Source organism: Lysinibacillus sp. BPa_S21 (genome assembly GCF_023337795.1).
Lineage (GTDB): Bacteria > Bacillota > Bacilli > Bacillales_A > Planococcaceae > Lysinibacillus.
This window is the reverse complement of sequence record NZ_JALIRS010000004.1, coordinates 67,227-82,125: the sequence shown is the minus strand read 5'-3', so window position 1 is coordinate 82,125 and position 14,899 is coordinate 67,227. Positions and strand designations below refer to the sequence as shown.

The 14,899-nt window shown below is 37.3% G+C and carries 15 protein-coding genes and 1 other annotated feature; of the genes, 3 read left to right on the top strand and 12 right to left on the bottom strand.

Annotated elements, in window-relative coordinates; translation table 11 throughout:
• The first annotated feature begins 9 nt into the window (after positions 1-9).
• Entirely contained in the window at positions 10-462 is a 453-nt protein-coding gene (locus MOK21_RS08855; RefSeq protein WP_308221898.1) for a hypothetical protein, read from the top strand.
• Between the two features lie 3 nt (positions 463-465).
• Entirely contained in the window at positions 466-963 is a 498-nt protein-coding gene (locus MOK21_RS08850; RefSeq protein ID WP_249073580.1) for a hypothetical protein, read from the top strand.
• A 72-nt stretch (positions 964-1,035) separates the two neighbouring features.
• Here MOK21_RS08850 and MOK21_RS08845 read toward each other — a convergent pair whose 3' ends face one another.
• From MOK21_RS08845 to MOK21_RS08805, 9 genes are all read right to left on the bottom strand, one after another.
• Positions 1,036-1,608 carry an anthranilate synthase component II gene (locus tag MOK21_RS08845; RefSeq protein ID WP_249073579.1) on the bottom strand — a complete coding sequence of 191 codons (573 nt, stop codon included), beginning with the start codon at positions 1,606-1,608 and terminating at the stop codon, positions 1,036-1,038.
• Positions 1,605-2,990, bottom strand: a complete 1,386-nt coding sequence (gene trpE, locus MOK21_RS08840; protein ID WP_249073578.1) for an anthranilate synthase component I — start codon at positions 2,988-2,990, stop codon at positions 1,605-1,607. Before trpE ends, MOK21_RS08845 begins: the two co-directional genes overlap by 4 nt.
• Before the next feature lie 138 nt (positions 2,991-3,128).
• Positions 3,129-3,394 (bottom strand) — a binding site (T-box leader).
• Positions 3,395-3,433: 39 nt separating this feature from the next.
• Positions 3,434-4,504: a mechanosensitive ion channel family protein gene (locus MOK21_RS08835; RefSeq protein WP_249073577.1), complete on the bottom strand. Its 1,071-nt coding sequence runs from the start codon at positions 4,502-4,504 to the stop codon at positions 3,434-3,436.
• 73 nt (positions 4,505-4,577) lie between these two features.
• On the bottom strand, positions 4,578-5,450 hold the full coding sequence (locus tag MOK21_RS08830) for a vWA domain-containing protein (protein ID WP_249073576.1): 873 nt from the start codon (positions 5,448-5,450) through the stop codon (positions 4,578-4,580).
• 467 nt (positions 5,451-5,917) lie between these two features.
• Entirely contained in the window at positions 5,918-6,577 is a 660-nt protein-coding gene (gene phoU, locus MOK21_RS08825) for a phosphate signaling complex protein PhoU (protein ID WP_249073575.1), read from the bottom strand.
• 12 nt (positions 6,578-6,589) lie between these two features.
• Positions 6,590-7,375, bottom strand: a complete 786-nt coding sequence (gene pstB / locus MOK21_RS08820; RefSeq protein ID WP_249074082.1) for a phosphate ABC transporter ATP-binding protein PstB — start codon at positions 7,373-7,375, stop codon at positions 6,590-6,592.
• Between the two features lie 60 nt (positions 7,376-7,435).
• Positions 7,436-8,314, bottom strand: a complete 879-nt coding sequence (gene pstA / locus MOK21_RS08815) for a phosphate ABC transporter permease PstA (RefSeq protein WP_249073574.1) — start codon at positions 8,312-8,314, stop codon at positions 7,436-7,438.
• A 1-nt stretch (position 8,315) separates the two neighbouring features.
• The gene (pstC, locus tag MOK21_RS08810; protein WP_249073573.1) at positions 8,316-9,263 is read right to left on the bottom strand and encodes a phosphate ABC transporter permease subunit PstC; all 948 of its coding nucleotides are present in this window, start codon (positions 9,261-9,263) and stop codon (positions 8,316-8,318) included.
• Between the two features lie 64 nt (positions 9,264-9,327).
• Positions 9,328-10,302, bottom strand: a complete 975-nt coding sequence (locus MOK21_RS08805) for a PstS family phosphate ABC transporter substrate-binding protein (RefSeq protein ID WP_249073572.1) — start codon at positions 10,300-10,302, stop codon at positions 9,328-9,330.
• 327 nt (positions 10,303-10,629) lie between these two features.
• On the opposite strand from MOK21_RS08805, the gene MOK21_RS08800 reads away from it, so the two are divergent.
• Positions 10,630-10,824 (top strand): hypothetical protein, encoded by a 195-nt coding sequence (locus MOK21_RS08800; RefSeq protein WP_249073571.1) that lies wholly within the window; start codon positions 10,630-10,632, stop codon positions 10,822-10,824.
• 138 nt (positions 10,825-10,962) lie between these two features.
• Here the strand turns inward: MOK21_RS08800 and MOK21_RS08795 are convergent, their stop codons facing one another.
• The 3 genes from MOK21_RS08795 to MOK21_RS08785 all read right to left on the bottom strand — a co-directional run bounded on the left by MOK21_RS08795 (position 10,963) and on the right by MOK21_RS08785 (position 14,779).
• Positions 10,963-13,167: a peptidoglycan D,D-transpeptidase FtsI family protein gene (locus MOK21_RS08795; protein WP_249073570.1), complete on the bottom strand. Its 2,205-nt coding sequence runs from the start codon at positions 13,165-13,167 to the stop codon at positions 10,963-10,965.
• Between the two features lie 351 nt (positions 13,168-13,518).
• Positions 13,519-14,124, bottom strand: a complete 606-nt coding sequence (locus MOK21_RS08790) for a superoxide dismutase (RefSeq protein ID WP_249073569.1) — start codon at positions 14,122-14,124, stop codon at positions 13,519-13,521.
• A gap of 175 nt (positions 14,125-14,299) precedes the next feature.
• On the bottom strand, positions 14,300-14,779 hold the full coding sequence (locus MOK21_RS08785) for a DUF456 domain-containing protein (RefSeq protein ID WP_249073568.1): 480 nt from the start codon (positions 14,777-14,779) through the stop codon (positions 14,300-14,302).
• Positions 14,780-14,899: the final 120 nt, after the last annotated feature.

The following is a 14,899-nucleotide window of genomic DNA, read 5'->3' as shown; positions in this document are numbered from 1 at the left end:
CTTAATGAGGTGAAACTATTGGATTTATCCATCATACTTATGATTGTAGGAATACTCCTAATAATTGTTTCGTTCTTTTTCAAAAATAGCGCGAAAAAAGTCGAACAAGATGTTGAGGAGCTATCCATCTCTATTTTTCAAGAAACTAATAATTTAAAACGTCGTTTAAAAATTGTTGAGGAAGAGCTGTTATTAGAGCCAGAGTTTCAGGTTAAATCACCGTCAGCGCAAAATAACACGGTAGCAAATCCGAAAGTTCAGCAGGTCATGCAAGCTGTTCAACAGGCTGCTCAGGCATCGAAAACAGGACAAGCTACTCCCAAAACGAAACCTATCCATCAAATTATTGTAAGTCAGGTGCTTGAACTAAATAAGCAGGGTCTTTCTGTAGCTGATATTAGTATTCGTTCAAATTTAACTGAAGAGCAAGTCCGCCAAGTGATTGCAAACGGAGGTCGGTAATTCATGAATAAGTCCGCTATCCGTGCATTTGGCATTGCACTTCTTCTTGTCGGAGCATTGTTAGCTTTAGCTGCTCGTTTTGATCTCAATATCGGTCTTCCAACTAAAGCTTCCACAAATACAGAACATGTAGAGGAGCTGCAAAAAAAGCTTGAACAGGCAAATAAAGAAATTGCATTATTAAAAGAACAAGCAAAGCAAGCTCCAAAGGAAAATACTCCGAAGACAGATACACCGAAAACAACGACTAAAGACAATCATAAATCGGCAGATGCACCGGCAAAAGATACAACTATGTCACTCCAAATTTACAGCGGTATTACCCCCTATATCGTGGCACAAAAGCTTGAAGATGGTGGCATTATCGAAAATAGTGTTGAAATGGAACTTTTACTAGCTAACCCTAAATACGCGCGAAGCTTACAAATCGGCTCCTATGAAGTCAATTCTTCGATGTCTTTAGAGGAGATTGCCAAATTGATTACAGGAAAAAAACAATAATATTACGATTAAAGATGGCTGTCACCAAAAATCACAACTACTGATTTTCGATGACAGCCTCTTTAGTTTCGTTTATGATATTTGTTCGATGAAAGCCCGCATCATTATACTGCCTTCTTTTGTCCCAATGGATTCCGGATGGAATTGTAGCCCAAAGAGTGGGTACTCCTTATGTTGAATGGCCATAATTTCACCATCATCACTGGATTTTGCCAAAATATTAAAATCCTCATGTAACGTGTTTTGCTCAATGACGAGAGAATGATAACGCATTACTTCGATTTTACCGTCTAACTGAGCAAAAAAGCCTGTTTTTTCATATTGAATCGTCGATAATTTTCCATGCATTATATTTTTAGCTTGAACAATGTTTCCTCCAAATGCTTGCCCTATCGATTGATGTCCAAGACAAATGCCCAAAATCGGAAATTTCGTATAAAGTTCTTTGACTACATCCACTGTTATCCCTGCATCCATTGGCGTACCTGGGCCCGGCGATAAAATAATGGCTTCAGGTTGCATGTTTTGAATGTCTTCAATTGTCATTTCATCATTACGAACTACTTTTACATCTTTCCCAAGTATTCGTATTTGCTGGAATAAATTATATGTGAATGAATCATAGTTATCGATCAGTAAAATCATTTTTTCACCTCCAATAGCGCGCGAGCTTTATTTAGCGTTTCCTCGTATTCAGACAAGGGCACAGAGTCATAAACAATACCGGCTCCTGCTTGCACATGAGCACGATGCCCCTTAATGATCATCGTCCGAATAGCTAGAGCCAAGTCCATATCGCCTGTTGCAGAAATATAGCCTACTGCGCCCGCATAGACACCACGCTTCACTGGCTCGAGCTCATTGATTAGTTGCATCGCGCGAATTTTCGGTGCACCTGATACTGTACCTGCAGGAAGGCAAGCTCTAAGAACATCCATAACATGTACATCATCACGTAATTCACCGATAACCTCAGATACGATATGCATCACATGTTTATAGCGCTCAATATTCATATATTTTATAAGCTTCACTGAACCCACTTTGGCAATACGCCCCAGATCATTTCGACCTAAATCCACCAGCATTCGATGTTCAGCGATTTCTTTTTCATCATTTAATAGTGCTTCCGAAATTATGTTATCCTGCTCCTCGTTTTTTCCTCTAGGCTTCGTTCCAGCGATTGGATTTGTCGTTACTTTTCGATCCTTCACTTTGACGAGACTTTCTGGAGATGTTCCTAAAATGGTATACGTTCCAAATTCCATATAGAACATATATGGTGATGGATTAGAAGTACGTAATTGACGATATAAAGCGAAAGGATTACCTGTATATGGTGAAGTGAAGCGTTGCGATAAAACTATTTGGAAAATGTCACCTTTACGAATATGCTGTTTTGCACGTTCAACCAGTGCTACAAAATTTTCTTTGGCAATCATCGGCTTGAAATCTAGTTGACCAAATGTCGTGTCGTCAAATGTTGCTCCAGCATATAGCTGCTCCTTCATCTTACAAATAGCCATTTCCATTGCTTCAAGAGAACGCCCTTCATCAAATAAATCGATCGCTGCTAATGTGATCTCTTGCTTTAAATGATCGAAAACGATAAATGTATCATAGAAATAGATATGGACATCCGGCATTTCTAAATCGTCTGGCAAGTATTCACCTATTTTTTCTGTATAAAATGCTGTTTCATAACCAAAGAACCCAATTGCTCCTCCAAAAAAGGCGAAAGGATACTGTTCCTTATGCAATGGCATAACTTGCTGTAATTTTACTAACACATTGTCGTTGGATTTTTCTGTTTCTCCGCCTTTTGTAAAAGAATAACCATTCCTATCTCCTGTCAGTTCTGCGATTGGGTTGATCGCTATAAACGAGTAACGTCCACTTTCTTCATGCTTGGCAGACGACTCAAAAAGCATTTTATGCTCCCCTACAAGTGATTGATAAACGGAAATTGGCGTCATCATATCACCCTGTAATGTCTTCATGGCAAACTTTCTAAGCTCAACTGTCATACTCTTTCTCTCCTTTTCTATGCTCTGCTCTTCCACACCAAAATCTATCCATTATGCTTGGCGGATTTGACGCTACAAAACTTCATTGGTCCGGATTATTCATTCCCGCCAAAACATATAAAAAAGGCCTTTCCATCACAAAAGGACGGAAAAGCCGTGGTGCCACCTTCATTGGTCTTCATCAATTATGCCCAAGCATAATTACATTCAGCCAAGTTTGGATATCCGCTGAAAGAGTTAAAAGACCCACTCTATACCCTGTAACGTAGGCAGACGCTAATCCATACTTTATTCAGGATTAGAGCTCCGAAGTCCATTCACTATTTATTTGTACTAGTTTCCACCAACCACTAGTTCTCTATTAACAAATAATAATAGCTACTACTCTTCATCAAAGCTGATATCATGTATTCATTGTAAAATAAAAAAACTAACAATTCAATTTATTTTTTGTTACGAAGCCATTCATCTTCAGCTGGATTTGCTAGTATAATATTTAGTTCTTGAAAGATTTGGCGTATAGCAAATAAAATATCTTGTCGCACATTTAGCATCTCCGCCGTATCATTTGTTGTCACAAAGAAACGCACAAGGACGCGATAAGAGGTTGGATAAAACTCATCTATAAATACATGAATCATGTCTTTTTCTGTTTGAGCATGCAAATAAATTTCCTTTTGAATGGTACTTAAAGCACTTCGTAGTTTTTCCTCTTCATTTTCAGCAGCTACAAATAAAAATTGCTCACATTTTCGTTTTTCTCGTTTCGATAAATTATAGATTGGTCGATTTACCAAATAGGAGTTAGGGACATAGACAAGCCCTTTATCACCGGTTTGAATTAAAGTACTTCGAAGGTTAATATCTTCGATGGTTCCTTCAATTTTTTGGTCCTCCGTTGCTATCCAATCGCCAATTTGAAATGGGTTATCTAATGCGACTGACATCCCACCAAAAACATGTGCGAGTGTATCTCGAATACCAAATGCAATCGCGACACCAGTTAAGCCAATCCCGGTTAGAAAGCCATTCAAATTAAAATCCCAGAAAGAAGCAATCGTAAACATCGCCAATATCATAATGAGCACTTTCCCTATACGAAGAAAGAAAGGTAACAGGACATTTGGTTCCTCATCGTTATTCAATGGTAGTGGCCGCTTTGTATAATAATTTAAAACATCGTATACGCCTTTGAAAGCAAAAAAGACCATAATCGACAATACAAAATTCTTAGTTGCTACATGTGTAAATAAAAAGATTTCTAATAATATTGATAAGCTAAGTACAAAAACTGCAGACATAAATGCATAGCGAATCGCTTTATTAAATTGTGCGAGCACTGTTGCCTGAAAGTTACGCTGACGATTTCTCAGAAATGTAACAGTACGATTAATCATTTTCTTTATAACAAACTGCTGAAAAAGCCAACCAATTACACAAAGTGCAACGGCAATAATAATTTCCATCCACGTTGGGGTTGAAATATCGGGTAATAACCATTTCAATGAATTCAAATTTTATTCTCCTCTAACTACTATGTATATGCACAGAAAAGGAGCCGACCAACAATGACGATCAGCTCCGTTTTTATTGAATTGCATCATCCGCAAAAAAAGCCTTATTAGCAAACCAAAATTGCTGCTCATTAAAATTATGCTCATGCATTGCGATGACGGAAAATTCAGCATGATACGTACGTTTCATTTCCTCCAGTACAGCCTTCGCTTGTTTTCCAACGAGGTGTTGCCCATCGATTGGAGTACCTTCTGTAAAAATAATAATATCCGCTTCTGTACAATGTTGATTTTCTTGGAGTAAGCCTTTTACAAATTGAAGCACTGGCAGAACCGCAGCTTCTCCCTTTGCCTTATATTCAATAAAATCCTTAAAATCGGATAAATTTAAATGCCCGTCTTCAAATCGAAAATGTACATGAACTTGACAGTCATATGGAACAATATATAAATCTCGACGTTCACGATGCGCGCTCATAAATAACGGTAAAATTATGCTTTTACAAAGCGCAGAATATGCCGCCATACCAGTTGTTTGCTCAAGACAGATAATAATTGGTCCTGTTTCTTTTTTATATTCATTAAAGGGAACATATAGGATATTTCCTTTTTTTATTGTTTGACGATTAAGCTTTCGTCGCCTAGCTATCTGCCACTTTCGCTCATAATACAAGCGCTGCTCTTTTCCATTGGCCAATCGTTCGGCTTGCTCAACAGCTGGTATATTTTCATAAATTTCATGCATGATATCTGCCAATTCAAGTGCAAATGCTGCCATCTTTCGTAAGGTTTCACTCTTGTAAAAATAGTCAATAAAAAAATGTTGTTCCTTATCACTTAATTCCTCAAGATGTAAGTTTTCATATAGAAAACATAAAAAATCACGTTGTTCTGACGTGAATTCCAGATCAAATTTTTCTAAGAGTGATTCTACAGCGTCTTTCACGAAGCAGCACCTCCTCAGCGCAATTTTTCGGATAATGTCTATAGTATAACCAAAATAATTTTTTGACAATACATTAACGCTTACAGTATTTTGACGCTATTTTTATTAAAAATGTTGCTATTACTTAATCATATCTTGAGCAAGGTTTTCTCGAATTAAATGTTCGCACTTCTCTTATAATCCTTCCTTTGTATCACTATAAATAGAATGACTGATATGACAGAAGATACTTACTATGAAGAGTGTTTAATTGGAGTGGAGGCTGGGCGACTCCTTAGGGATCAGCGTACAGATGAGACCCTGGAGCGAGCAACGCGAGTGAAGCGGCTCATCGGACGCCCCTAGGAAAGCGCCCAGTCGGAACGGAAATTAAACACTCATTTTATTTAAGTGCCATATTTTATTTAATAGGATAAATTTGTTTTTAACAATATGAAAAAAAGAGCCTATCATCGGCTCTTCTCTAACTAATTATTTAATTCATAATGTTTACCTTTAACTAAGTAAAATAAGTGTTCAGCAATATTTGTTGCATGGTCAGCTGAGCGCTCTAAGTATCGGCAAACAAATGTTAAGTGTGTGATTTGAGATATATGTGATGGATTTTCAGCTCCTGCACGTAACAATAGCGTTATTGTCGCTCCATATAAATCGTCAACGTAATCATCTAGTTCCGCAATTTCCTTGGCACTAACAGTATCTTCATCTGTAAAGGCTTTGATTATACTCTCTAGCATTTCTACAGTCTTGGTACACATCGTTTGCAAATTTGTTGTAGGGAAAACAAGCGGATCTTTTCCAATACGGATCGTTTCTTTTGCAATATTCACCGCATAGTCCCCTACTCTTTCCATATCAGCTGATGCTTTAACAAGTACCATGAGGCGACGCAAATCAGTAGCTACGGGCTGCTGCTTAGCAATCATTAATATAACACGGTCATTGATTTCTTCTTCAAGACGATTGATGATTAAATCGTCCTCAAGAATTTTTAGGGATGTCTCTAAATCCTGATTTAATAATGCTTCAAATGCTATTTTAAGAGCATTGATACTACTATTAGCTATCTCAATAAATTGTTCTTGGACTTCATTTAATTCCTGTTCAAAACGTTCACGCACTACCATCTTATCTCCTCCTTAGCCAAAACGACCTGAAATATAATCTTCAGTACGTTGATCTGCTGGTGTTTGGAAGATAACGTCTGTTTTATCGTACTCAACGACCTCTCCGCTTAGGAAAAATGCTGTACGATCAGAAATTCGTGCCGCCTGTTGCATATTATGTGTCACGATAATAATGGAATAATCTTTTTTCAACTCTTGTACAAGTTCCTCAACTTTTAATGTAGAAATCGGATCAAGTGCGGATGTTGGCTCATCCATTAAAATAACATCTGGTTCAATCGCTAAACAACGAGCAATACAGATCCGTTGTTGCTGTCCACCTGATAAACCATATGCATTTTGATTTAAGCGATCTTTTACTTCATCCCAGATTGCTGCACCGCGTAATGATTTTTCAACAATTTCATCAAGAATTTTTTTATTTTTTATGCCATGGATACGTGGGCCATAGGCTATATTATCGTAAATTGACTTTGGGAATGGGTTTGGCTTCTGGAATACCATACCTACACGAGTGCGTAATTCCTCAACAGTATAGCTTTTATCTAAAATATTACGCTCACGATATACTATTTCACCTGATGTTCGAACACTCGGTACAAGCTCTACCATTCTATTTAGCGTTTTTAAATAAGTAGATTTCCCACAGCCTGAAGGGCCAATTATAGCTGTTACTTCATTTTCATAGATGCTTAAATTGATGTCTTTTAAACCATGATGATCCCCGTACCATAAATTTAAATTACGTGTATCGTATACTACTTTTTTAGCAACATCAGTCGATGGCTTTGTAGCCATATGAATCGATTTGACAATTGAATTTTCCTCTTTTATACCCAGTACCATAAGGTCACCTCATTAATAACGTTTTTGGAATTTATTTCGAATAAAGATAGCAATAGAGTTCATTAATAAAAGCACTGTCATAAGAACTAAAATACCGGCTGCCGCTACATATTGAAATGCCTCTTGCGGACGTTTTGCCCAATCGTAAATTTGCATTGGTAAAGCTGTGAATTGGCTTAATAAACCATTAGGTAAAAACTGTAAAATAACAGGAATTCCAATAACAACAAGTGGTGCCGTTTCACCAATCGCACGAGACATCGCTAATATACTTCCTGTTAAAATGCCAGGTATGGCTGCCGGTAGCACAACATGCAGTATCGTTTGCCATTTTGTCGCACCCATACCATAAGAAGCTTCACGTTGTTCATTCGGTACAGCACGAATAGCCTCCTGCGCCGCAACAATGATCACTGGCAAAATTAATAAACTCATTGTTAAACCGGCTGCTAAAACACTTTTCCCTAGTCCTAACATTCGAACAAAAATAGTTAACCCAAGTAAACCAAAAACAATGGAAGGTACACCTGCTAAGTTAGAAATATTCATACGAATAAAGTCATTTAGTCTATTTTTCTTTGCATATTCCTCTAAATAGATCGCAGTCCCTACACCTATAATAATCGACACTGGCGCAACAACTGCCATCAGCCAAAGTGAACCTATTAAAGCTGCCTTTATACCCGCTTTATCGGCAAAACGTGAAGCAAAATTTGTTAAAAAGTCGATATTTAAATAGTCGACACCTTGTGTTACTATACGATAAAGCAAAATAGCTAGTGTCACTAATGCAAAGGTCGTAGCTAAGAAGAATAATGACTTCCAAACTTTATTGAATGTAATACGTTTTGTCATTCGTTTCATGACGACCGTGTCATCCATATAGCGCATGCTAGTAAACCTCCCTGAAGCGTTTAGAAATATATTGAGCAAGTAAATTCATCACTAAAGTAAAGATAAATAATGTGAATCCGACTGAATAAATCGAATAGTAAATTGTCGTACCATAGCCAGCATCACCTGTTGCAACTTGTACAATATACGCAGTCATCGTTTGTATCGAGTCTGTCACATCTAAATTGAATTTAGGTGTAGATCCGCCTGCAAGTGATACAATCATCGTTTCACCAATTGCCCGGGAAATGGCGAGAACAACTGAAGAAATAATGCCTGATAATGCAGCTGGTAATACTACTTTTATCGCTACTTCAAACTTTGTTGCTCCAAGAGCTAGGGCTCCTTCTCGCATACTATTCGGGACAGATGACATCGCATCCTCAGAAAGTGACGTAATCATGGGTAGAATCATAATACCTACAACAATACCCGGACTAAGTGCATTAAAAAGTTTTAACCCTGGAATAATTTGCTGTAGCATCGGCGTTACAAATGTTAAGGCAAAGAAGCCATAAACGATTGTTGGTACACCTGCTAACACCTCTAAAATAGGCTTAACCGTACGTCTTATTTTTTCGCTTGCATATTCACTTAAATAGATTGCAGAAGCGATGCCAAATGGTACTGCTACAACAACTGCAATAAGTGTGACTTTCAATGTTCCAGCAATTAAAGGTAATATCCCAAATAACGGTTCCTTTCCTGAAAACGGTAGCCACTGTGTACCAAATAGGAAATCCGTAATCGAAACACGTTTAAAGAATTCAAACGTTTCAAAAATAAGGGTGAAAACAATGCCAAATGTCGTCAATATTGAGATAAGTGCCGCTGAAAATAATAGAGTTGGCATTGCTTTTTCCACTATTTTCTTTATTTTTTTATTGCGCGAATTTGCAATTAATTGCTGCACAGATGATGTCTTGTTTTCTTTTTGAGAAACCATTGGGTGCTCCTTTCAAATAACAGAGGGAAAGAGCATACATCTCTTTCCCTCTATGCATGTCTGCTTATTTTAAGCCTTCTAAAGTTTTTAAAGCTTCACTATATTTATCTTCTGGTAGACTGACATAACCTACTGCTTCTGCCATATCTCCTGCGTGCTCAAGTGTATATTTGATAAAGTCATATGCTGCTTCACTTTCTTTCATAGCACTATTTTTCACGTATACGAATAGTGGTCGTGAAAGCGGTGCATATTCACCAGATTCAATTGATTTATTTGTTGGCTCAATGCCGTTTACTTTCACAATACTTAACTTATCTTTATTTTCTAAGTAGTACGCGTAGCCAAAGAAGCCGATTGCGTTTTTGTCACCCGCTACACCTTGAACTAGCATGTTATCATCCTCTGATAATGTTGCTGATTTTGCTAGATCAGCACCATCTAAAATCACTTCATCAAAGTAATCGTATGTCCCCGAATCAGTACCCGGTGAGTAATACACGATCTTTTCATCTGGCCAAGATGGATCTATATCAGACCATTTTTTAGGTTTCCCATCTTCCACCCAGATTTTCTTTAATTGCTCAACAGTTAAATCTTTCGCCCAATCATTTTCAGGATTCACGACAACTGAAATACCATCATATGCTAAAGGAAGTTCTGTAAAAGCAATTCCCGCTTTCTCTAGTTTCGCTTTTTCTTCATCTTTTATATGACGAGATGCATTAGAAAAGTCTGTCTCACCTGCGATGAATTTTTCAAAGCCACCACCAGTACCAGAAACACCTACCGATACTTTGACATTTGGTTGAGTCCCTGCATACTCTTCAACAACTGCTTCAATAATTGGTGCAACAGTTGATGAACCATCTCCAGAAACAGCTCCTTGCAGTTTTTTGTCAGCAGCATCTTGTCCTGAGCTCGCAGGTGCGTTTGTTTCCCCATTGTTACCCTTTTGTGCAGAGTCACTATTACATGCACCAAGCATTAATGCTGAACCCATTACCGCTGTCATCGTTAAGTACTTCCACTTTTTCATCTCATTTGCCTCCGTCATTAACATTTTTATAGTTGTTTGTCTTACAATCTTTACTATAATGACTAAATGTTGAAGTCGTATAAACAGTTCGTAAAAGACACGTAAAGGAATGTAATGCTTTGTAAATGATTGTAAAGATGAATTTACAATTGCAAATCATTTCAGCTGGGCGTAATTTTTCTGAATTTTCACAACACCCCTTTTTGAAAATCTGTTTTTCAATTAGTAGAAAGCACTGTATGTGGATGAGATAATACTTGCTTCCTTTTAGAAAGATGCTATAATAAGCAATTGTGTCAGGAAATAATCTATGAGGAGTTTGACTTTGTGATTAAACATGCAAAAGTACAAAATGCCAATTACTTTAAAACGTATTTAACACTTGTTATGGAACATCGAGAATTCACTCTACAGGAAGCCGTTGATTTTATGGTAGAGTCTTATTTCTGCAATAATATAGAGCTTTATGGAATAAAACCAAAACAACAATTTGAAATAGCTATTCAGCAATTATCTATATAGTAAGTTTTTATATACAAATAATTAAAACACGGTATGAAAATAATGATCTTTCATACCGTGTTTTTTCCGTGAGTATTCAATTATATTATAAAACTATAAAAAAACCGCTAGGCATTAAAATGCACTAGCGGTTTTCTCTTATTCTTCCTCATCTTCACCAATTTTGTCTTTTGTAATAGCTGGTAAAATGGGTTGTTTGACATTACTATCTGTCACTTTTTCAGTGTTATATTTTGCTTTTAACTCAAAATATTTATCAACAGCTTTTCTTGCAATTTCACTATTAGCCGAAAAAGGTTGTCTAGGGTTTGTTGATGCCCATGGAATAACTACGGCATAGGCAATTTCAGGATTTTCATAAGGGGCAAAGCCAACATGGGTATAAGTAAGTGAATACTGACCCCAATGCTGTCGTAGATCTCCGTAATACAGTACTTCAGCTGTTCCTGTTTTCCCTGCCGCTGTATAAGGTGCATTTCCAAATTGTCTTTTGGCTGTACCATTTGCACCAGTATAAACACGACGTAACCCTTGTTTTACATAATTAATTTCATCTGATGAATTATCAATATGATTTAAAATTGTCGGTCCTATTTCTGTTACTAATTGACCTAACGATTGCCCATCACTTGATGGTTCACGCACTTCTTTGACAACATGTGGCTGAATACGATAGCCACCATTTGCTACTGTCGAAATATACTGTGCTAATTGTAATGGTGTATACGTATCATATTGACCAATTGCTAAGTCGAGTATTTTCCCCGCATGTTCCGGACCAGTAGGACCTTGTACACCGCTAACTTCATTTGGTAAATCAATTCCTGTATTTACACCTAACCCAAATTGTGCATAAGAATTACGCATTTTCGGGAATGTATTTTCATTTAAAATAAGAGGCATCCTATAGCTATATGGAGTTCCATTAATAAGCAGAGCTGTTTTAAACATATAAACGTTTGAAGATTGCTCCAAGGCTCTTAAACCATTCATTTGGATATAGCCACTCTGATTAAAAACTGATTTTTTTGATTCAGTACCCTTTAACCAGATTGGTTCATCTCCTATTACAGTTATTGGTGTAATAGCTCCTAGCTTGTAACCAGTTAGCAATGTTGCTGCCTTAACTGCAGAACCTGCCTCATAAGCTGTTGTAAAGGTACCATACGAATAATCGATGACTTCATTTTTCCCTGTTTCAGGATTTTTCTCAATCTTCTTACCAACCATTGATAAAATATCGCCTGTATTTGGGTCCATCATGACTAAAAAGGCACGATCAAGTAAAGACGAAGCGCCTCGTGCTTTTAATTGAAGTAATTCTTCCTCGACAATTTTTTCAGTTGCAGCTGTTAACTCGCTATCTAGTGTTAAGACTAAATCATTGCCAGGTTTACCTTCAAAGGTCGTAACGGTATCGACTACCTGCCCTTTTTTATTCGTAATGTTTTTAACAACTGATTTTTGTCCTTGTAGTAAATCTTCATATTGTGCTTCAATATAACTTTCACCAACACGGTCATTTCGTGAATAATCACGAGCTAAATAATAATTCAGCTTTTCTTTCGGAATCCCTTTTGCCGGTACAGTTGTGCGTCCTAAAATAGCAAGTGATGATAATTTCAAACGCTTCCAGTCAGTTGTTGTGTTAACACCTGGTAGTTGCGTTAAACGCTCAGAGACACGTGCAAATTCATCGGCAGATACATTTTCACTCTTTATAATTTGTGGTGATAAATTGTAGCCTGCTACCATCTCTCGGAAGATAGCTAATACTTCCATATCTTTTTCTGTCAATTGCAATAATTCTTCATTTGTGATTCGTTCACGAACAAGTTTATCTATCTGTGCATTGACTTGACTTTCCGTTACGTTTTCTTGAGCTCTAATTTTCTTTTTTTCTTTATCAGTTACCTTTGCATAAGCAGCGTCATGATTTTTTATGATCCAAAAATCCTGTTTATCACGTAAAGTGACACGGTTTGTTGGCTGCTCAATCAATTGTGCCAGCTTTTCAGCTATCTCTATCATTTCCTCTGTTTTTGTCGACGGCATTTTCGTATACGTAATAGCGTTTTCTGGTTGGTTATCCACTAAAATACGCCCGTATCGATCATACATACGTCCCCTTGGTACACTTGTATTAACAGGTACCTCCTCTTTACGCTCTAACTCGCTTACATACTCTTCCCCTTTTACGATTTGCATATAGCCAAGCCTAAAGATTAGCATCGAAAATACAAGAAATATAGCAAAGAAAAGGACATTCATACGAAATGTTAAATTAGAGTGATGTTTTGCTTTAACACTCGAAGCGCGATTTTTTCCCGGTGCTTTGCGCATATGTATTCCCCTCCTCATCTAATTACAATTTAAATACACGATACCTAGTATACCATTCGAAGGTACGACAGGAAAGCATGCACTTATGAATTTATGCTTGAAAACATCATTTATTTGACGGCACTTTAAGTGGAAAAGTTTCTGTTTTTTATCGATTGCTTTAAAATAGTTTTAAATAATTACAAAGGGGGAGGCACAGTGCAACGCCTCTCTTTCATCTCAACTGACACATGAACTGGTGTATTTCACCACTTTAACTTGCAATGAATACAACTAAGATTCTAAAAAGACAGCAAAAAAGGCTATGCCTCGGTGACTCATCACCTTGACATAGCCTTTATTAGACAAAAATTATTTTGCAGCTTGGAATTTAGCTTCCACTACATCCCAGTTTACTACGTTCCAGAATGCACCGATGTAATCTGGACGACGGTTTTGGTAGTTTAAGTAGTAAGCATGCTCCCAAACGTCTAAACCTAGAACTGGCGTTTTACCTTCCATCACTGGAGAGTCTTGATTTGGAGTAGATGTAACAGCAACTGAGTCACCATCAACGATTAACCAAGCCCAACCTGAACCGAAGCGAGTTGTAGCAGCTTTTGCAAATTCTTCTTTGAATGCATCGAAAGAACCGAATTTAGCATCGATTGCTTTTGCAACTTCGCCAACTGGAGTTTTAGAACCGCCTGGAGCGATTACTTCCCAGAATAATGTGTGGTTAGCATGTCCGCCACCGTTGTTACGTACAGCAGTTTGTTTATCAGCTGGAAGAGCATCAATGTTTGCGATTAGAGCGTTAATGTCTTTTTCAGCAAATTCAGTGCCTTCTACTGCTGCGTTTAAGTTTGTTACATAAGTATTGTGGTGTTTAGAATGGTGAATTTCCATTGTTTTTGCATCGATATGTGGTTCTAATGCGTCATAAGCGTAAGTTAATTGTGGTAATTCATAAGCCATTGTTAAGTTCCTCCCTAAAGTAAAGAAATAATTAGTACATTCTTAGATTATCAAAATTGGTCAAACCATTCAACGAAAAATACTTCAAATTGAAGATTTCAGCCTTTTGACTGAAAAACCGATACGTTTACTATCCTACCCCGTATCTTTAATGGTTAAACTATCGAGAAGAAATTTATATCGCTATAAAGAATATAACGATCATAACAATTTGAATCACTGCTTTTGCAATTGTGGATGCTAAGAAACCAACAAGAGAACCAACACCGCTTTTCACTGCCTCTCCAAATGTACGACGCTCTACGATCAACTCTGCAATTACCGCTCCTAAAAATGGCCCTACTAATATACCTACCACCGGAATGACGAACGGGCCAATTAATAAACCAATGGTACTTCCCCACATACCTGCGTTTGAACCACCAAATTTTTTAATACCGAAGGCATTGGCTAAAGAATCGGCAACAAATAATATAACCACAAATATTATTTCACTCGCCCAGAACCACCAGCTTAGTTCCGCAAATGAAAAAAATAATCCATAGACTAAAAAACCGCCGATTAAAAAAAGCACACCTGGAATTATCGGGTATACCAATCCAACAAATGAAATGATAAAGCAGGCAATCACTAAGATCCAGCCAACAACTTCCATAAAAATTCTCTCCTTTTGTCGTGCATCAGGTTACTTAATGAGAAGAAATTGACGTAAGCTGAATCATTTCCGCTACAATTTGCTATAAATGCGCTTACATCGCTCAAGAATCCCTTGCTT